The following is an 18678-nucleotide window of genomic DNA, read 5'->3' as shown; positions in this document are numbered from 1 at the left end:
TGGAGTTTTTCTTTTTCAATGTACAACAATCAAGTTCAGTTATGATTTTTGTTCTTATAAAGAAAGGGATGGATGGAGGTTTAATCATAATCTTATTTGTATAAAGAAAGAAAAAAATCTTTTGTGTAATGGGGAAACTATTGCGGTCGAATATGAAGAAGTAGATGTATTAGATCTTATTTGTATAAAGAAAGAAAAAAATCTTTTGTGTAATGGGGAAACTATTGCGGTCGAATATGAAGAAGTAGATGTATTAGATAATTATAAAGAATTTAAATTTGACGTAACTTATAGATTAAAAAGCAATATTGAATATTATAAGAAAAATTTAGAAGCAATAAATCATAATATAAGAAATATGGAAATTCAATATCCATCTTTATTTGTAGACAGATATGATTATAGTCCGCTATAAAACAACAGTTTTATGGGGAAAATGACCCTCGTGAATCCCTTATTTTTAAAGGGATTGCGAAAATGGAATTTTGAGAAAATTCATAAAAAGGAGAAAAAATGTTACTTGCTATTATATTAACAATTATTTTTACAGTATCATTTAGGTTTTGCTTAAATGAAACAGAAATATCAGATCGAATTGTAGTATTTAGCTTTAGCTATTTTGTATTATTTATTATAGGTATTTCTATTTTTATGATTATAGGAAATTCTGTCTTTTCTGGAACTGCTAATCAAGAAATGATTACAAAAGAAGAATCTATTGTGTCGTTTATAGACAATAAGGATAATCCAGTTTACGTTAAATATTCATTTAAGTGGAATGGTGGAAGTACATATAGATATGTAGAACAGAACGGAAAATATCTTGAGTATAAAGAAATCCCAATTAGTGCAGACGTAAATATAGTAGAAGGAAATTATGAACCGGTGTTAATTACTCATAGTTATAAAGCAAATAAAAATTGTGATCTATTATTTGGTCAAACTGCAAATAAGTTTACACATGATACTTGGTATGAATTTTATATACCGGAGGGGACTTTTATTACATATTAATGGAGGATAAGAAAATGTTATATTGGCTTAAACATCGTGATTATAGAACGATTAATTATACAGAAGATTTGGATGAAGCATATAAATTTTGTGCAACGCATCCTGGATATGAGATTATAGTAGCTGAAAAGTTAAAAAAAGACATTGATTATAATGAAACTGAGTTTATTTATAGATATATTGTTTCTTTTAATTTATCAATGGATGAAAAGTCTTATGTCATGATAAAACACTTAGAGAATGAATCAGAATTTAATTATTGTAATTGTTATACTAAAAATTTTGAATTCCATGATTCAGTAGGTGCTTATAGAGAAGGACGGCGTGTCTACTTCAATATTTTTATTGGAGAAAGAAATTATAGCATTGCTTGTAAAATTGCTGAAGAATATTTAAATAAATTAATTAATATGGGCAATGGAAAAGTTACAAAAGAAAACATTGAGTTGATGAATGAAGAATTACGAATTGCTAAAAAATAAAGTATTTATATAAGGTTAGATATTTTGAAGATGCAATTCGCAAATCGAAAGTTTATATAAAAAATAAAGAAAACGATTTACAGAAATTAAAAGAAGAATATGAAAAAGAAATTGGAAGTAAATAATAGCTGAAAAGCATTATAAAAGATATATAAATAAAAAAAGGAGAAAAGATAATTATGATGAACAATTTTTTAAACGGTATGTTTGGTAAAGTAGGTAACGGAATGTGCAGACTTTCTATGAGTGGCGGTATTGCAGTAAAAACATCTAATGGTTATAAAAGTTATAATGTGAAGACTGGTAGACTTACAAATTGTGACAATTTTGCATTTGATATTGGACAGGATTTCTTCTTTATTATTCCAACAAACAAAGTTAGTGCAGGTGATATTATATTTGCAAATGGAAAGCCTAAATGTGTTATTAAAGTAGAGAAGAATATGATTACTGCAATCAATTATGAAGATTCTACTGTAGAGAATATTATTCCAGAGCGACACGTATTCATGGGAAATACATATTTTTATGGAAAGATTGTTTCTTTACTTGGAAGTAATATTACTAAGGGAAAAAACGGAATGAACAATATTTTCAAATATATGATGCTATCTCAGATGATGAATGGAAATGGTTCTACCGGAACAGCGAACAATATTTTCAAATATATGATGCTATCTCAGATGATGAATGGAAATGGTTCTACCGGAACAGCGAACAATATAAACTCAATGCTTCCGTTTATGATGATGGGCGGTAATATGGGTGATATGTTTGATGGTATGTTTGATTTTGATGAAGTAGACGATACTAATGAATTTAATGAAGTAGATACAGAGGAGGAAGAATAATTATGGGATGGGGAGAATGGGATACAAATAGTTTTATAAGATATTCAACATCAAAGGGATTAGCGACAGATTCATTAGGGTTTGTTACTTCAAGTGTTTCTAATCAGGAAATGTTTAAGGCAAGATCTCTTGATCCAGTACTTGATCCAAACAATGTTATTAGAGAATGTTGCGATTCAGAAGATCATCCAAATACATTACCAGTTGTGATTGCACTTGATGTAACTGGATCTATGGGGCAAGCTGCAGTTGAGGTAGCAAAAAAACTTAATGGAATTATGACAAAACTTTATGAAAAAATTGCAGATGTTGAATTTATGATTATGGGTATTGGAGATTTATCATATGATTATAATCCAATTCAAGCATCTCAATTTGAATCAGATATAAGGATTGCAGAGCAACTTGATAAAATTTACTTTGAATTTGGCGGTGGTGGAAATGGATTTGAGTCATATAGTGCTGCATGGTATTTTGGAACTCATCACACTAAACTTGATTGCTGGAATCGTGGTAAACGAGGAATTATTATTACAATCGGTGACGAGAGATTGAATCCTTATCTTCCAATCCGAAGTAGATGTTCTGGTTTAATTGCAACACTTGGAGATAATTTAGAAAAAGATGTGGAAACTCCAGAGCTATTTGAAGAAGCTTCTAAGAAATTCGACATTTATCATATTCATGTAAATCATGGTAGTAACTATGACAAAGAAGGTATTGAAAAATCCTTTAAGTCTATTATTGAAGAAAATCATTTCAAAGAAGCGACTTTAGATAATATTGCAGAGACTATTGTAAATATTATTGTTGATGCAGCTGAGAACGATGTTAATACAATTATAACACCTGCGACAACACCTACTCAGGTAAGTACAAATGAGAATGGTGAAATTGTTTGGTAAAATAGAATAGGAGATAAAAACGATGAAAGACATTAAGATTGTGGCTGGAGCAAACTGGGGAGACGAAGGAAAAGGACTAATGACTGATTACTTTTCACAGAAACCTAATAGTATTGTAGTATGTTCTAATGGTGGAAGTCAAAGAGGACATACTGTGGTAACACCGGACGGAATCAGACATGTCTTTCATCATTTTGGTTCTGGAACTTTTAATGGTGCTGCTACATATTTACCAAAAGAATTTATTGTAAATCCACTTATTTTTGCTCAAGAATATAAAGAACTGATAAACAATAAGGTTGTTCCTAATATTTACGTTCATAATGATTGTATGGTTTCGACTCCGTATGATATGATGGCAAACCAGGTCATCGAAGAGAGTCGTGGAAAACAAAAGCATGGCAGTTGTGGATTTGGAATTTTTGAAACCATTAAGAGATATAAAAATGGTATAACCGATTTTGATAAAATAAAGAACTATTATCTTGAAAAATTTGAACGAGATAAAATTCTACTATCGGACGATTGGAAAAGAATATTTAATGATCCAGGAATAAATGATCATTTTATAGAAGATTTGGATTTTATGAATGAACACATTAAATCAATTAGAGATGAAAGCTTTCTAAATATGTTTGATCATATTATTTTTGAAGCCGCTCAAGGATTACTACTCGATCAGAATAATCTAAAATATTTCCCATATCTTACGCCATCTAATACAGGTCTGAAAAATCCCAAAGAAATTATTGAAAGAATTGATTGGTATGATGAATTGAATATAGAAGTATGTTATGTGACACGTACATATTTAACTAGGCATGGTGCCGGTCCGTTTCCAACTGAGTGCGATAAAAACGAAATTAATTCTGAAATGCACGATAATACAAATGTACCTAATCCTCATCAGGATACTTTGAGGTATGGAAAACTGGATTTGGATGAACTATATCGGAGAATTACAGCAGATGTGGGAGATTTTGAGTGTAAAAAATCCATTGCTCTTACGCATTGTAATGAATTTAGAATGGATGAAGATAAGTTTGAGAAGTTATTTTTAGGATGGAATATTTATAAATCAGATGGTGAAACACATAATAGTGTAAAGGAGACAAGCCGAGCATAGCAGTGATATTGAATTCGAATTTCATAAAGCAGTAGATGATTACATGGCATTTTGTAAAGAAGTTGGAAAAAAGAGAATTAAAAATTGTCCTGGTATTGCAATACAGTGTCGTGGAAAAATTGTAATGGCAGAACCACATCCGAGGTTCACAGGAGCTTGGAGATATGAACTAAATGGTGAAACTTGGGTTTGTAGTAATTGGGCGTTTGAAGAGGGTTATTGATGGATATTTTTAATGATAAGAATGTATATGTTTACACAGAAAATGACACAGTGTTTATTTTTCCTAAAGGTCAAGATAAGCCGGTGAAAATTTGTTATGAAGATCCTAATAGACGAATTGTTGCAAACAATGATGGCTCTATAACAATTGAAGATACAGTATCATTGGAATGGCTTACAAATCATATTGTCAATAAGGAAGATTATGAAAAAATAGAAAATGCTTTAAAAGAAGCTATAAGTAAAACAAAGTTTACTGTGTATGAAGTACAAGTACGATAAAAGATATGTTTTACGGAAGTGTATATACATATGGTTAAATTACAAAATATGGGGGTAAAAATGGGCTGTACAGATATCAGTTATAAAATTATGTGCCAACGCTTTGATAAGCTGATTTATAGTCGAAAGGATATTGATTTGTCGGCTGATATAAAAGAGTTGGAAAACAGAATCCAAAGTAAAGAACATACACCGGAATATTATTTTAACGCCGGAGTGATCGCCAGAGGATATCTGGATGAGATTCATGAGAACGGTGACGCAGTTAATGCTTACATTGGTGGATTAAATCAATTCTGTTGGCTAATTGGTTTAGATAATGAAGAGGATGATAATGATGAGAATAACTAAATTTCCAGATAAATGTGATCCAAATAAAATAATGATGGATACAATTATAAAAAGAAATAGTGTGTGTCCATGCTGTGGAGAGAATAGACTTTGTACAGTTAAAGATGAACTAGATGCGATAAAAGAACATAAAAAATTATCCGGCATAAGACAATTTTATGGTATTCGCCATCGAAGATTAGGATTTCAAAAGCCTTGGTATAAACATATTTTTCAAGGAGAGAAATGGTGGAATTCATTAAGTTTTAAATGTGAAACTTGCGGAGCAGAATGGGAATCGGAAGAGTTTCCGGATATTGAATGTTGTATTGAGGAATAAGATGGATAAGATTATATATTTTGAACTAAATAATTGGATTCCTGGAATATTCTATCCAGACGATGAACCGTTTAGATTATGGATGAAAAATGATTTACAAATCAAATTTGATGATGAGACTTGGGTAAAGAAAAGCAGATTATGTGTAGTTAGAGAATTAATTGATATGTCTTCAAATTATTGTATTACTGCTACACGAGAATGGGTCGTGAATAATTGTCCAAAACTGCTTACTGATTATGCAGAGTTTATTAGATATAAAGAAGATGATGGTAAGGTATATGGACGGTTTGGGACGGAATTTAAAGAATACAGAGAAGAAAATATTGGTATATGGGATTTGGAGGAAAACTATGAGCGATAAAAATTTTTTGGTTGAAGATACTGTTTGGTTTTATATTAGAAAACACGATTTTATGTCTAAGGGAATTATAAAAGAAATATTTATTTTAGATGAAATTCCTTTTGCACTTATTAGAAATGGACATATGGAAACTAAAATGCCTATTTCTCAAATATTTCATGACGATCTTGAACTTATTGCTTGGATTGAAAAAGAAGAGAAAGCAAATGTAAAACGCATAAAAGATAATATTCATGATGCGAAAGAGCTGGTTGAACTTATGTATTCTGTAATTGAAGACTGTGAATTCATGCCAGTAGCAGATTTAAATGATAAGAAGATTGCTATTAAAGAAAGAGCAAAAGAAATTTTTGATGTAAAAATTTAAAGGACATTGATTATGGATAGTAAAAATTTTAAAGTTGGCGATAAAGTTTGGTTTTGGGAGCGATGGCCAGAAAGACCTGTATTTGGTACTATTGAAAAAATTTATATTACTGGATCAAAATTATGGGCCGAGTTAAATTATGATAATGGAAGACCTGCTGGACGATTTTTTGATTATTTATTTGAAACGAAAGAAGATTTATTGGAGTTTAAAAAAAAGAATAAAAGCAAAATTTGATTGGAGTGATTTTATGGCGTTTACTGTAAATTTTCCTGTTGATACAGGAACATTTGTAATTACAAATTATAAAGATGTTGATTTAAGCAAACCAGAAACCTTACTTGGTAGAGTTGGTACTATTGCATGTTACCAAAGTATTACTCAGGAAAGCGATGATAATTCGTTTATCGTTATGGTATCAGGATATAAAGATGCGTGGTGTCAAGAAACTTTGTTAGATTGGTTACATATTGCAACAAATGAAGAAGTTGAATTGTACAAGAAAGTAATGGGTGTTAAATGAAGAAGAAAATTTTAGCTACGATTGCAGCTGGATTAATTTGTGTATCTGCGATTGGATGTGGAACAACATATCAGGAAGCAACGAATATACCTGAAAAAGGAAATTTTGGCAACGGATATTTTACTGAACTGGCGAAGTGGAACGATGGCATATTAACTTTTAAAATTGTTTATGATAATGACACAAAAGTAAAATATTTTATAATGAATGGTAATCGTACATCAGGTATCACACCACTTTATAATGCAGATGGAACATTACAGGTTTATGATGGAGAGTGACATATGAAGTTAAAGAGAAGAAAAATACAGGGTGAAGTGCGCAAAGCATGGGTCTGCGAAATTACGTGGTTTTTAGATCAAGTAGCTGGATTAGATGAACGGCTTCATTATATTGTAATAAACGACTTAATATTGTTTGATGACGAAGAACCTGCAACATATTATATTAGAGTTCCTGGTGGAACGGTCGGAAGCATCTTTTTGGATGATGACTATAACATTAAAGAGATTTTTATTGATCCGAATAATGTGGTAGAAAGTTATCCGGCGAACATTAATAAACAGATGAAGAAATTTATTGGTGAAAGGATGATGATCGAGTAATGTACTGCAAAGGGGATTGTCAGTATTTAGATACTATTAAAGGTAAATGTAAGCTTAATGATAAACGAAAAATGGCAAAAATGAAATATAGTAATGCTGGATTATCATTTACTGTTTATGAACATATTGGATTCTGTGAAATGGATGGTAAAGATGAGGAGGTTGGTGAGTAAATGGAATTGTTAAAATGTCCCTTTTGTGGGGAGTGAAAAACTAAAAGTTGGTCACAAAACAAAATTTAAAGATCCGTGGAAGAAAATTGTAAGAATGAGTTTTTATGTAATGTGCAATTGCTGTCGCGCAAAAGGAAGTACAATTTCAAAAGAGATCCATTATGATGATCAAGCAGAAGAAATTAGTAAAGCAAAAGATTTGGCTATTGAGAAGTGGAATATGAGGGACGAGATATGAGATTAATAGATGCTGATGCAGAAATAGAAAGACTACAAAAATGGATAAAAATGACTGAAAAAGAAATAGTGCATTTTGATGACGAAAACGATGATTATAAAATAATAGGATATTTAATGGATCAAAGAAATATGTTTTTAGATGAGATTAGAAAACTTCAATCATATAGCACAGCTTATGATTTGGATATTTTGCTTGATGGTCTTAATGAGATTTTAAAAGATGAAATTTCGCAGCCGATTGCAGATTGTGTTTATGAGTGTGTGCAGCAAGGTTGTTGGTAATATAATAAAAACGATATTTTAAGGAGATCTTATGAAAGAAATTAGAAGTTTTTTATGTGATAAGAGACCGGATTTGTTTGACTATATTGCATCCAGGGATATTGCACAAAAAGACAATTGTGTTATATGTCTTCAATGGATTGTCCCATATTCTGGTACATATAGTGAAGTGATTTATGGTAATGAAAGTGATGAAGACTTAGAAGCAATGGACAAGAAACACTATGTATATCCAGTGTAAGAAGGGAGAAAATAATATGCCAGTAAGCAGTGATAAATATTATAAACCTGAAGAAGCTCTACAGGATCTACAGGTACAGGAAACGATTTTAAATGTGGCAATAGACGTACAGGTGTTACTTAGAATTTTAGTTGATAAAGAAATTATCACTAGAGATGAAGTAGCAGAATATAGAGAAGAAGTTAGAAATTCACCCAAGTACAAAGTGGTAGCAGATGATATTCAAAGACAAAAAACTGGGTTTCAGGCTGCTAAAGATAATCCACAGGAATATCTGAAAGCAATACTTAAAGCTAAAATGGATGGAAAAATTAATTAAGAAAGGATAAGTTCGAGTCCCATGGGTTAAAATGCGCGCAGCTCTTACGATGGTAAGATAGGATGAGAACTTTATTATTATTTCGTGGCGCTCCTGGAGTTGGAAAGAGCACCTATATTGAAAAGAATGGTTTAAAACCATATACGTTATGTGCAGATGATATTAGGTTACTTTGCCAGAGTCCGGTATTATCTGTAAATGGTAATACAGAAATTACACAGAGCAATGATGGTACTGTTTGGAAAACATTATTTACTCTACTAGTGGTTAGAATGCAGCGTGGAGAATTCACAGTTATAGATGCAACTAATTCCAAGACTTCTGAAATGAATAAATATAAGAAATTATGTCAGGAATATAGATACAGAATTTTTCTTGTTGATTTTACAGATGTTCCAATTGAAGAATGCAAGAAAAGAAATAGTCTTCGTGCTGCAATGAAACAGGTACCTGAAGCTATTATTGATAAGATGTATAGTAGGTTTAAGACACAGAGAATTCCGTCCGGTATTACAGTAATTAAACCGGAAGAACTTGATAAAGTGTTTATGAAAAAGATTGATTTGTCCGAATATAAAGTGATTCATCACGTAGGAGATATACATGGTTGTAATACAGCTTTACAGAAATATTTGAACGCAATTAGCGGAATCAAGGACGATCACTTCTTTATATTTTGCGGAGACTATATTGATAGAGGAATTGAAAATGCGGAAGTGGTTCAGTTTCTCTTAAGCATTAAGGACAAACCAAACGTACTTTTGCTTGAGGGCAATCACGAAATTCATCTAAGGAAATATAGTGAAGATAAGAAGTCATTCTCAAAAGAATTTGAATTATTTACAAAACCTGCATTAGATAAAGCCGGTTTCAGTAAGAAAGATCTGCGGCAACTGTGTAGAAAATTTGCTCAGTGTGCCTATTATACATATCATGGAAATACATATCTTGTTACTCACGGTGGTCTGAGTACAATCCCACAAAATCTTACTTTTGTAGCAACTGATCAGATGATTCATGGAGTCGGTAGATATAACGATGTAGAGCAAGTTGCTGATACATTTTTCACCACTACCGATGATCATACTTATCAGATTTTTGGTCATAGAAATACTAAAGGATTTGATATTAATGTTAATCCAAGAGTATACGATCTTGAAGGGCAGGTTGAATTTGGCGGATATCTAAGATGTGTTGATATTGTTCCTGGTGGAAATACAACCTATAAGATCAAAAATGATGTATTCAGAGAGCCGGTAAGAGCAGCGAAAAAATTGAGTAGTAGTGTAGCTGATGTTCTTGTTGATTTACGTCATAACTCATACATTTCTGAAAAACAGTTTGGAAATATTTCTTCATTTAATTTCACACCTGCAGCTTTCTATGAAAAGAAATGGAATGAGCAGACTACAAAAGCAAGAGGATTATATATTGATACAGAAGAATGTAAAGTATTCTGTCGTGGATATGAGAAGTTTTTCAATGTCAATGAACGAGAAGAAACACAGATGGATGTATTGCAGCATACTTTGAAATTCCCAGTAGCTTGTTATGTAAAAGAAAATGGATTTCTTGGACTTGTTTCTTGGAATAAATATACGGACGATTTATTTATCACAAGTAAGTCTGATCCTGAAGGACCATTTGCAGAATATTTGAGAAGTATGATTTATGAGAAAATTCCAAAAGACAAGCTTGATGATATGAAAATTTATCTTAAAGAGCATGATGTGACTTTTGTGTTTGAATGCTGCGATATGAAAAACGATCCTCATATTATTGAATATCCAGAAAGTAAATTAGTGCTACTTGACATTATTTATAATACTTTGGATTTTGAGAAATATGATTATGAAGACATGGCTCATGTAGGTCGTGAGCTTGGATTAACTATTAAGAAACAAGCTTATGAGTTATCTACATGGCAGGAATTTTATGATTGGTATTTTGAAGTTTTAGAAGAAGATTATGAATACAGAGGTGATAAGATCGAAGGATTTGTAATCGAAGATGCTAATGGATATATGGTTAAGCTTAAACTTACATATTATAACTTCTGGAAATTTATGCGTGGTATTGCTCATGAGACTTTGAAGAAAGGTCATACAAGCAGGACATCATTGTTGACTACACCTGTAGCGAATGAGTTTTATGCATGGTGTAAAAAACAGTTCGAAAATGGCAAAGCTGATGAGTTACCAAGAGATATTGTTACTTTGAGAAAAATGTTTTATAAGGAGAAAGAGAATAATGTGGATTAGTAAGAAGAAATATGAAGAATTAATAAAAAGAATTAATACTATTGAGGAAAAAACTTCTAAGTTTACTCCTTATGGTCCAAAATGGTTCGACCACTGTCGTGATGATATAAATGATATTCAACGAGTTATGAAAAATAGTAAACTTGGAGAAATCACATTCAAATCAATCTTCGATAAAACATTGTTTATACCGTATGAAGAACACGATAAATCTAAAAGCTATACACTAATTTATAAAGATTTTAAGGAATATAAAATTACTGGGTTATATTTATTTGTACCTAAATTCGAAATTGATGAAAAAGATAATAATCTTATCCATGTAAAGGATAATATTAAGCAACTAGATGGAACAATAAAAGTAGAAGAGTATATTGTAGACCTACAAAATCAGACTTTTATAAGAACAAAATAATAGATAAATGAAGAAGTAAATTGTGTGGTATGATACCACAGCTGGCGAAATCACCTATATTATAGTAATTTGGCGATGATACCAAATACCATACCTATAAAACTGAAGACTAAGCTCCAGCTGTTAAATAATTCCTTTAACATAGGCAACTCCTTTCAAACATAGCAAATTGACAAGTTACTAGCTAATATTTTACGCAGGAGCTGATCCGCCCTTAACACCTGGCGGTTTCAATAGGTGATTTTAGATTCTGCTAGTCCCTTGGGTATATATCAGATACCCAAACACCTTTAGTAGGTATTGTACCACATATTTACCATATATTTCAAGGAGAAACTAATGTCAAAGGATAGTACGTTTTCAAATAATAATAAAAAAATTTTCTTTTTAGGAGATGATATAGACAACGATTCTATAGGAGAACTAACTTGGAATCTTTTACATCAGATACTAGATGATGATGAGAAAGATAAAAAGGAAAAGGATTATAAAAGAGACCCTATTAAACTTTATATAAATTCTTATGGCGGAAGTGTATATGATATGTGGGGCTTAATTGATGTTATCCAAAATAGTAAAACACCAATTTATACATATTGTACCGGTTATGCTATGAGTGCGGCGTTTCAAATATTTCTTACTGGACATAAAAGATATTGTTATAAACATTCCACATTTATGTACCATCAGCTAAGTCATGCTTTTGGAGGAAAATTTCAGGACCTTGTTGAAGATATGGAAGAGGTTAGTAGACAAAATAAGATGATTGAAGATTATGTTTTAAGCAAAACAAAATTAACAAAAGATGATCTTAGGAACATTAAAGAAAAGAAAATTGATTTCTTTATTTCATCAGATAAGGCAATTGAATATGAAATTGTAGACGAAATTTTATAACTGTAAAAACACTGTTTTACTGAGGAATATTATGACTGAATTAGAAAAACTGAAAAAAGAATTAAATTGGTATAAAGAAAATTATAATACAGTGTGCAAGATAGTATATAGAATTTCAGATAGTTTTATACCAGGATATTATACTGTTTCATCTTGTAATGGAACTCAATGTTGCCAAATTTTAGCAGATGAAATTATTAAGTTTGCATCAAAAAGAACTTTGCCAAAAAAATAAAAGGACTAAAGATTTTATGAGTGAATTAGAAGAAGATAATACAGAAGAATACGATGTAGACGAAGACTATGATTATGATTTTGAAGAATATCAAGATGCTTTAGACTATTGCGAAGAGTGTCGTATTTATGGCGATAACTATTATACTGACGAAGATGAAGATCTTATATTAAGATGTCCTAAATGCAACATGAATCCTGACAGATTGGATGATGATTATATTGACTAATAAGTATTTTCAATATCTTCGGCCAGGAGATAATTTATTGTATTGTCCTATTAAAAGTGAAGAGGTGGAAAATATGATTGATTTAAAAGAGAAGAATGTATTGTGTACAACAAAAGATGAGGCTGCTGCTATTTTAAAAGAGGCAGAAAAACAAGGATTTAGATGGTACGATGGGGATTTAGCGACTGCATACAATCCATTAATTGAACATGATGGACCTATTGTATTAACTTTTAAATATAATGGTATTAATTGGATTGGCGAAAGTGCTACAGATACTGCTAGAGATTTATTAGATACGGATCGAGAAATGACTGCCCATGAATTTCTTAACAAATTTTTAGATATGGCATATCATTGTTCTAACTGTGAAGAATGTAAAACTATTAAAGTGGATGGACGTGATTACAGATGGTGTGATAGTGATTTATGGACCAAAGATAATATTGATCAGGTTTATGAAATTGTAAAAACAGGTAATAAGCTAAAAGAAAAACCTGAACAAGCAGATATAAACAATATAAGTAATTACTTAGATGGTAAAGGTCAATTGAATATTAATGCACTGAAATTAGCAATTAAAGTATTGGAGGAAAAAATAAATGAAAAATAGAACTAAATTAAATTTTATAATTGCAACTGTCACTTATGTATGTGCAGTATTAGCTTATGTAATTGAAAAAAGAAGAATACATGAGTATGAAAAATGGGATTACGAAGATGAAGAATAAAGAGGCTGCAGTTATACTATTTTCATTTTTATTTATGATACTATTTACAGTTCTACCTATATTTATAGAAGATCCTGGGCTTCAATGGGACTTTGGACTTCTGACAGGCCTGAGCTTTGGTATATTTGTTAAATACGGAGACAAAATAGATGAATAAACGACAGAAGAAAAAAGTTGAGGACAAATTATTAATTAGGCTTAGAAAATTACATCCTGGTAAAGGTGATTTTATTTTTGTTGAGTTTGATCCTGATAAAATCGATATCGATATAGTATTAAAATATTTTGATGCAATATCGAACGCATTTAATAATATTGCAAACTTTGCTATGGTACCTGATGGAATTACTATAAAGAACATGAACAGAGATCGTATATTAAAATATATTGAAAAATTAAAGGAGTTAATTGAAAATGAGCGATAAAACGGTAGTAAAAGAAAAAAGTTGGAAAGAGTTCCAGGAAAGTGGAATGTTATGGATGGCAAATACAATTTTACAGGTGTTTGGTTGGTCTATTGTTGTTGACCAGGATAAAGATGGAAATATTATTAGCGTGTGTCCTGCTAGAGTAAAATATAGAGGATTTACACACGAGACCAATACCAAGGGGTATATTAAGACTGCCAATTACATGAAAGAGAATGCAGAAGAGATTCTGAAAGAGGCAATGCAGTAATACATAAAATATGTTTTTTATTGGAGAGAGTTATAACTAAATTAACATGTCTTGTGATTATTGTTTTCGCAAAATCTATTAATATAACAATAATATCATAAATCTGGTAAATTCTTACCAGAAAATCCACGCTTTATTTGAAAATTAAATATTGAAGAAAGGAAAATAAAATGAAAATTAAAAACATTAAAGATATAGAAACATTTCTTAAAGTAGTTGATGAATGTAAAGGTGATGTTACATTAACATCTGTTTACGGAGATAAATTTAATCTAAAGTCAAAGTTAACACAGTACGTTGCAGTTTCTGCTCTAATCGGTGATCATGGCGAAGATCTGGAGCTGTGGTGTACTAGCAAAGAAGATGAAATGAAGTTTTTACAGATGTTTAAAGAAAATCCGGAAATGGTGTAAGAGTATTTTAGAAATATATAAAAAATAAGGAGTAGTGAGATTTGCTGCAGCGATAAAATCATGGTTTGCTCCGTATGAAAATGTTAGAAATAAATAAAATTTATAATGAAGATTGCCTTATTGGATTAAAAAAACTTGACTCAGACATAATTGATCTTACAGTAACAAGCCCACCATATGATGATTTGAGAAAATATAATGGATATTCATTTGATTTTGATGCAATTTCTTATGAGTTATTCCGTGTAACTAAACCAGGTGGTGTTTTGGTTTGGGTTGTTGGAGATAAGACTAAGAATGGATCTGAAACAGGGACCTCGTTTAAACAGGCGTTACAGTTTATGAAAGTTGGATTTAAGTTGCATGATACTATGATTTTTGAAAAAGCCAATCCAATTCCGCAAAATCATAATCGTTACGAGCAATGTTTTGAGTATATGTTTGTATTTAGTAAGGGTAAGCCAAGTACATTTAATCCAATAAAGGTTCCAACTAAAAATGCCGGAAAAGTGTTTAATTGGGGAGATAGAAAAACTGTTATGGATGATAATCAATGTCGTAGGGACAGGACGACAGATTTATACACAGTAAAGTCAGAAAAGATACATAATAATATATTTACGTATAGTATTGGTGGTGGAAAATCAGGGCATCCTGCTGTATTTCCAGAACAATTGGCGAAAGATCATATTTTATCATGGTCAAATCCTGGTGATTTAATTCTTGATCCGTTTATTGGAAGCGGAACTACTGCAAAAGCTGCCATTGAGCTTGATAGAAATTATATTGGATTCGAGATTAGTAAAGAATATTGTGATATTGCAGAAGAAAGATTAAGAGGGTGATTATAATAATGAATCAAATATCAGATATTAATACATATACGTCCAGAATGTCGAAATCATGTTATGATAAACTATTCTTTATGAATAAAATTTCAGATGTAAAAAATATTGTAGACTTTGGCTGCGCAGATGGAATATTGATCAGAGAAATGAATAAAGTTATGCCAGACGTAAAGTATATTGGGTATGATAATAATCCTGAGATGATTAGAATTGCGCAGACTAAATCTGCCGGTATTTCAAATATTAGTTTTACTGATACATTTCCAAGTAATGTCTATGGTAAAAGTTCTTTGCTTAATTTATCAAGCGTAATTCACGAAATATATTCCTATTGTAACGAAGATGAAATTTATGAATTCTGGAATAATGTATTCTTATCTGAATTTAAGTATATCTCGATTCGTGATTTATGTGTTTCAAAGAATGTTAATAGACGTACTGATATGGCAGATTATTTAAAATTGATTGAGAAAGCGGATAATAAACAGATAAAAGAGTTTCAATTAATATGGGGACTTCTTATGGATAATAGGAATTTTTTACATTTTCGGATAATAAACAGATAAAAGAGTTTCAATTAATATGGGGACTTCTTATGGATAATAGGAATTTTTTACATTTTCTTATGAAGTATAAGTATGTGGAAATTGGGATAGAGAAGTAAAAGAGAATTATTTTCCAATTACTTTAGAAGAATTATTAAAGAAGATTCCTAGTGATTATGAAATTGTATATATTAACACATACTGCCTTCCATACACAAAATCTATGATAGAGAAAGATTTCGGAATCAGTATCAAGGATAACACGCATGTAAAACTATTGTTGAGAAAGAGAATAAATTATGAAAAATAAATGTTTTGAAAGAAAAATAAGGAAGCTCGACAGAAACAGTAAAGAAGATAGTATTTGTTTTAATTGTTCAAATCGAAAAATTGTTAATGGAATTTTGATTAATGAGTGTGGAATTAAATATGGAATAAGAGATTATTTTGCATATGGCTCAAAACAAGAAATTGTTGATTATTTAAAAGAACATAATTATAAGACACTAAATGACGTTTTAGAAGATCTTAATTAATACTAATAAACAAAAGGAGTAGTGAATATGGTTATTAAATCAATGGATCATTTTCAGAATGTATGTAAAAACAAATTTGTAGAATGGTATAACCGAAGCAGCTATGCCAATAAAGGTCCAAACGACATCCAGGAGATTGGTGTCGATGATGTATTTATAGTTTGGGGTTGCAAGACTCTACAGAACTATAAATGTATTATAGGTACTCGTGCTACAGCAGTTTTAGCAGAATATACGTACAATGGTAATGATGGAGCCTTATACGAAGGTATTTATAAGAAGATTGTGAATGCAAGTCATTCAGTAGAGTAACAATAAAATCTGGAATTTATCTGGATTAAAAGATCTGGAAAATTAGAAGTAAGCAATATAAAACAATAAAGGATGGAAAATAAAATGCAGATTACAGCGAAAAGCTATTTTAGTGGTGCAGGTGGAATGGATCTTGGAATTGAAGAAGCAGGGATCAATATTCTTGAATCATACGAAATTGATAAGAAATGTTGTGATACGTTAAGAAAAAATTTTAAGCACAAGGTTAACGAAGCTGATATTACTAAAATTACAGTTCTTGATCAGCAAGATGCAGATGTGTATATTGGAACTTTTCCATGTACAAAATATTCAACTGCTGCAGATATTAATGGCGCAAGAACAGGTGATGATTTATTTCTTCATTTCTTTAGACATATTGCATTGGCACAACCAGAAATGTATGTAGTTGAGAATGTTCCTGGAATGATTAAATTTAAAGTGGTTATGGAGGCACTGACTAAGTTACCAGATTATTATGTAAGAATCGAATGTCCTGTAAACGCAAATATGTGGCTACCACAAGAACGTAAGAGATTAATTCTTATTGGTAGCAAAAAGCCATTTATCAATCTGGATTATCCGGACGAAACTCCCTTACGCTTGAAAGATATTATTCAAAAAGACAGTGAAGTAAATATTCCACAGTATGTATTAAATCGTATCAATGGTAATTATAGAGACAAACCAATTGTTTCTGATCCTGAATGTGATGATCTTGCACCAACATGTGTAGCACACTATTCAAAAGATAGAGGAACTAGATTAATTAAAGATGGTAATAGAATCCGACCATATACAGTCAGAGAGTATGCAAGACTACAGGGTTTTCCAGATTGGTTTGAATTTTGTGGAAGTGATAGTGATGCTTATAGACAGATTGGTAATGCTGTTGCCGTTCCAATGGGACGCTGGGTTGGAAGTCAGATTGTAAAATATTTTAATGGAGCGAGGTAAATAAAATGGAAATTGTACAGACAAAAAATAATCATCTTTATAAAGAAGGTGGAGAAAAAGAGTATGGGTGTATATGTAAAAATTGTGGAACCAAATTTATTTTTCAGGAGCATGAGGGCTGTGTACCAAGATGTATAGATCCAAAACCAGAGCAATGTACTATTCACTGCCCAAATTGTAAACAGATTATCAGATATAGTGAGTGTACTGAACTTAAGAGTGAAGAAGATAATTTTGCATTTCATAGAGTGTGGTGATTAGTATGAAAGAAATTCTAGGTTATAATTTGGAAAAATTTTTTAGAAGAATAGAATATCCATGTGATGGCGGAATGTTTGAAAGAACTTATAAGGGTACTGATTATGAAGTTTGGGCAATGACCGATAATATATTTGATATTATTTGTGATTATTCTGAAGATGAATTTGTTGAATTGGCTGGTAAAGACGCATGGTGGAGATCAAGTACAGGAAGTGTTCTTGGAAAACCAACTGCTAGAGCAATTGTAAATGAAAAACGTTTAATTTGTTGGGACGATGATTATTATTTACCTGATGAATATGAAGAAGAGCCATGTAAAGAATATAAATCGCTTACAGAATACTTATGCGATGGAATTGGTGCTTCGTTACCCAAAAATGTTGTTGCATGTGCTATGGATCTTGCGAAATATAATAATATGTCTCTTGGAGACTTGTTTACCGAGTATGAAGGATAAGATTTATGAGCTGGTTAAAATGTAAGATAAAAGAAACATTTTATTGGAGAAAATTGGAATGAAAATAGAAGAATGTAAGAAAGTGATTTATAAATCGAAAAGTTTTTTTGGATCATTGTATATTTTAGAAGATAAAGATATTTTGTTAAATTCAATTAACATATTGATGAAAGATTCTAGCCAAAAAAGTGTATGATTTTTATATAACTAAAACATCTAAAGATCAATATAAAATTT

Annotated in this window: 39 protein-coding genes; all 39 read left to right on the top strand. The window is 31.0% G+C overall.

Going from position 1 to position 18678, the window contains the following annotated elements; translation table 11 throughout:
* The coding region (locus tag DW904_RS23140; protein WP_202187795.1) for a hypothetical protein at positions 1-415 on the top strand (415 nt) is incomplete at its 5' end.
* Between the two features lie 98 nt (positions 416-513).
* A complete protein-coding gene (locus tag DW904_RS20960) occupies positions 514-1014 on the top strand; it encodes a hypothetical protein (RefSeq protein ID WP_118584083.1) in 501 nt (166 codons plus the stop codon).
* A 14-nt stretch (positions 1015-1028) separates the two neighbouring features.
* Positions 1029-1496, top strand: a complete 468-nt coding sequence (locus DW904_RS20955) for a hypothetical protein (RefSeq protein ID WP_147422361.1) — start codon at positions 1029-1031, stop codon at positions 1494-1496.
* 179 nt (positions 1497-1675) lie between these two features.
* Positions 1676-2347: a hypothetical protein gene (locus DW904_RS20950; protein ID WP_118584081.1), complete on the top strand. Its 672-nt coding sequence runs from the start codon at positions 1676-1678 to the stop codon at positions 2345-2347.
* 2 nt (positions 2348-2349) lie between these two features.
* Positions 2350-3252, top strand: coding sequence for a hypothetical protein (locus tag DW904_RS20945; protein ID WP_118584080.1), 903 nt, complete (start codon positions 2350-2352; stop codon positions 3250-3252).
* A 22-nt stretch (positions 3253-3274) separates the two neighbouring features.
* Positions 3275-4378: an adenylosuccinate synthetase gene (locus DW904_RS20940; RefSeq protein WP_118584079.1), complete on the top strand. Its 1104-nt coding sequence runs from the start codon at positions 3275-3277 to the stop codon at positions 4376-4378.
* Between the two features lie 43 nt (positions 4379-4421).
* Positions 4422-4601 (top strand): hypothetical protein, encoded by a 180-nt coding sequence (locus DW904_RS20935; protein ID WP_118584078.1) that lies wholly within the window; start codon positions 4422-4424, stop codon positions 4599-4601.
* Complete coding sequence (locus tag DW904_RS20930; RefSeq protein WP_118584077.1) at positions 4601-4882, top strand: hypothetical protein; 282 nt, start codon at positions 4601-4603, stop codon at positions 4880-4882. The genes DW904_RS20935 and DW904_RS20930 overlap by 1 nt, the downstream gene beginning before the upstream one ends.
* Positions 4883-4912: 30 nt before the next feature.
* Positions 4913-5233: a hypothetical protein gene (locus DW904_RS20925; RefSeq protein WP_118584076.1), complete on the top strand. Its 321-nt coding sequence runs from the start codon at positions 4913-4915 to the stop codon at positions 5231-5233.
* On the top strand, positions 5217-5552 hold the full coding sequence (locus tag DW904_RS20920; RefSeq protein WP_118584075.1) for a hypothetical protein: 336 nt from the start codon (positions 5217-5219) through the stop codon (positions 5550-5552). Before DW904_RS20925 ends, DW904_RS20920 begins: the two co-directional genes overlap by 17 nt.
* A 1-nt stretch (position 5553) precedes the next feature.
* Positions 5554-5916: a hypothetical protein gene (locus DW904_RS20915; RefSeq protein WP_118584074.1), complete on the top strand. Its 363-nt coding sequence runs from the start codon at positions 5554-5556 to the stop codon at positions 5914-5916.
* Positions 5906-6283 carry a hypothetical protein gene (locus DW904_RS20910; RefSeq protein ID WP_118584073.1) on the top strand — a complete coding sequence of 126 codons (378 nt, stop codon included), beginning with the start codon at positions 5906-5908 and terminating at the stop codon, positions 6281-6283. Before DW904_RS20915 ends, DW904_RS20910 begins: the two co-directional genes overlap by 11 nt.
* Positions 6284-6295: 12 nt before the next feature.
* Entirely contained in the window at positions 6296-6520 is a 225-nt protein-coding gene (locus DW904_RS20905; RefSeq protein ID WP_118584072.1) for a hypothetical protein, read from the top strand.
* A 13-nt stretch (positions 6521-6533) separates the two neighbouring features.
* Positions 6534-6806: a hypothetical protein gene (locus DW904_RS20900; RefSeq protein WP_118584071.1), complete on the top strand. Its 273-nt coding sequence runs from the start codon at positions 6534-6536 to the stop codon at positions 6804-6806.
* The gene (locus DW904_RS20895; RefSeq protein WP_118584070.1) at positions 6803-7087 is read left to right on the top strand and encodes a DUF6440 family protein; all 285 of its coding nucleotides are present in this window, start codon (positions 6803-6805) and stop codon (positions 7085-7087) included. Before DW904_RS20900 ends, DW904_RS20895 begins: the two co-directional genes overlap by 4 nt.
* 3 nt (positions 7088-7090) lie before the next feature.
* Positions 7091-7411: a hypothetical protein gene (locus DW904_RS20890; RefSeq protein WP_118584069.1), complete on the top strand. Its 321-nt coding sequence runs from the start codon at positions 7091-7093 to the stop codon at positions 7409-7411.
* Complete coding sequence (locus tag DW904_RS23135; protein WP_202187794.1) at positions 7411-7584, top strand: hypothetical protein; 174 nt, start codon at positions 7411-7413, stop codon at positions 7582-7584. The genes DW904_RS20890 and DW904_RS23135 overlap by 1 nt, the downstream gene beginning before the upstream one ends.
* A gap of 234 nt (positions 7585-7818) precedes the next feature.
* Positions 7819-8106 (top strand): hypothetical protein, encoded by a 288-nt coding sequence (locus tag DW904_RS20880; RefSeq protein ID WP_118584067.1) that lies wholly within the window; start codon positions 7819-7821, stop codon positions 8104-8106.
* Between the two features lie 31 nt (positions 8107-8137).
* Positions 8138-8347 (top strand): hypothetical protein, encoded by a 210-nt coding sequence (locus DW904_RS20875; RefSeq protein WP_118584066.1) that lies wholly within the window; start codon positions 8138-8140, stop codon positions 8345-8347.
* A gap of 16 nt (positions 8348-8363) precedes the next feature.
* Positions 8364-8666, top strand: a complete 303-nt coding sequence (locus tag DW904_RS20870; protein WP_118584065.1) for a hypothetical protein — start codon at positions 8364-8366, stop codon at positions 8664-8666.
* Between the two features lie 62 nt (positions 8667-8728).
* Complete coding sequence (locus tag DW904_RS20865) at positions 8729-10927, top strand: RNA ligase (RefSeq protein WP_118584064.1); 2199 nt, start codon at positions 8729-8731, stop codon at positions 10925-10927.
* Positions 10917-11342, top strand: a complete 426-nt coding sequence (locus DW904_RS20860) for a hypothetical protein (RefSeq protein ID WP_118584063.1) — start codon at positions 10917-10919, stop codon at positions 11340-11342. The genes DW904_RS20865 and DW904_RS20860 overlap by 11 nt, the downstream gene beginning before the upstream one ends.
* A 339-nt stretch (positions 11343-11681) precedes the next feature.
* Positions 11682-12239 (top strand): ATP-dependent Clp protease proteolytic subunit, encoded by a 558-nt coding sequence (locus DW904_RS20855; RefSeq protein WP_118584062.1) that lies wholly within the window; start codon positions 11682-11684, stop codon positions 12237-12239.
* A 31-nt stretch (positions 12240-12270) separates the two neighbouring features.
* On the top strand, positions 12271-12474 hold the full coding sequence (locus tag DW904_RS22650; protein WP_147422360.1) for a hypothetical protein: 204 nt from the start codon (positions 12271-12273) through the stop codon (positions 12472-12474).
* Between the two features lie 16 nt (positions 12475-12490).
* Complete coding sequence (locus tag DW904_RS20850; protein WP_118584061.1) at positions 12491-12703, top strand: hypothetical protein; 213 nt, start codon at positions 12491-12493, stop codon at positions 12701-12703.
* Positions 12704-12776: 73 nt separating this feature from the next.
* Positions 12777-13316: a hypothetical protein gene (locus tag DW904_RS20845; protein ID WP_147422359.1), complete on the top strand. Its 540-nt coding sequence runs from the start codon at positions 12777-12779 to the stop codon at positions 13314-13316.
* Positions 13306-13434 carry a hypothetical protein gene (locus DW904_RS24715; RefSeq protein ID WP_279254414.1) on the top strand — a complete coding sequence of 43 codons (129 nt, stop codon included), beginning with the start codon at positions 13306-13308 and terminating at the stop codon, positions 13432-13434. The genes DW904_RS20845 and DW904_RS24715 overlap by 11 nt, the downstream gene beginning before the upstream one ends.
* A complete protein-coding gene (locus DW904_RS23130; RefSeq protein ID WP_202187793.1) occupies positions 13424-13591 on the top strand; it encodes a hypothetical protein in 168 nt (55 codons plus the stop codon). Before DW904_RS24715 ends, DW904_RS23130 begins: the two co-directional genes overlap by 11 nt.
* Positions 13584-13859, top strand: coding sequence for a hypothetical protein (locus tag DW904_RS20840; protein ID WP_118584059.1), 276 nt, complete (start codon positions 13584-13586; stop codon positions 13857-13859). The genes DW904_RS23130 and DW904_RS20840 overlap by 8 nt, the downstream gene beginning before the upstream one ends.
* The gene (locus DW904_RS20835; protein WP_207664939.1) at positions 13849-14112 is read left to right on the top strand and encodes a hypothetical protein; all 264 of its coding nucleotides are present in this window, start codon (positions 13849-13851) and stop codon (positions 14110-14112) included. The genes DW904_RS20840 and DW904_RS20835 overlap by 11 nt, the downstream gene beginning before the upstream one ends.
* Positions 14113-14282: 170 nt before the next feature.
* Positions 14283-14525, top strand: coding sequence for a polya polymerase (locus DW904_RS20830; RefSeq protein WP_243110518.1), 243 nt, complete (start codon positions 14283-14285; stop codon positions 14523-14525).
* 74 nt (positions 14526-14599) lie between these two features.
* On the top strand, positions 14600-15370 hold the full coding sequence (locus DW904_RS20825; protein WP_207664938.1) for a site-specific DNA-methyltransferase: 771 nt from the start codon (positions 14600-14602) through the stop codon (positions 15368-15370).
* 80 nt (positions 15371-15450) lie between these two features.
* The gene (locus DW904_RS20820) at positions 15451-15939 is read left to right on the top strand and encodes a class I SAM-dependent methyltransferase (RefSeq protein WP_202187792.1); all 489 of its coding nucleotides are present in this window, start codon (positions 15451-15453) and stop codon (positions 15937-15939) included.
* Between the two features lie 278 nt (positions 15940-16217).
* Complete coding sequence (locus tag DW904_RS20815) at positions 16218-16454, top strand: hypothetical protein (protein ID WP_118584057.1); 237 nt, start codon at positions 16218-16220, stop codon at positions 16452-16454.
* Between the two features lie 27 nt (positions 16455-16481).
* A complete protein-coding gene (locus tag DW904_RS20810; protein WP_118584056.1) occupies positions 16482-16766 on the top strand; it encodes a DUF6275 family protein in 285 nt (94 codons plus the stop codon).
* Positions 16767-16850: 84 nt separating this feature from the next.
* Positions 16851-17723: a DNA (cytosine-5-)-methyltransferase gene (gene dcm / locus DW904_RS20805; RefSeq protein ID WP_118584055.1), complete on the top strand. Its 873-nt coding sequence runs from the start codon at positions 16851-16853 to the stop codon at positions 17721-17723.
* 5 nt (positions 17724-17728) lie between these two features.
* The gene (locus DW904_RS20800) at positions 17729-17980 is read left to right on the top strand and encodes a hypothetical protein (protein ID WP_118584054.1); all 252 of its coding nucleotides are present in this window, start codon (positions 17729-17731) and stop codon (positions 17978-17980) included.
* Positions 17981-17985: 5 nt separating this feature from the next.
* Positions 17986-18441 carry a hypothetical protein gene (locus DW904_RS20795; RefSeq protein ID WP_118584053.1) on the top strand — a complete coding sequence of 152 codons (456 nt, stop codon included), beginning with the start codon at positions 17986-17988 and terminating at the stop codon, positions 18439-18441.
* A 58-nt stretch (positions 18442-18499) separates the two neighbouring features.
* Entirely contained in the window at positions 18500-18637 is a 138-nt protein-coding gene (locus DW904_RS23125; RefSeq protein WP_202187791.1) for a hypothetical protein, read from the top strand.
* The last annotated feature ends 41 nt before the right edge of the window (positions 18638-18678 follow it).

The sequence above is a fragment of the Ruminococcus sp. AM42-11 genome (assembly GCF_003480145.1).
GTDB lineage: Bacteria > Bacillota > Clostridia > Lachnospirales > Lachnospiraceae > Blautia_A > Blautia_A faecis.
This window is presented reverse-complemented; position numbering and strand designations above follow the sequence as displayed.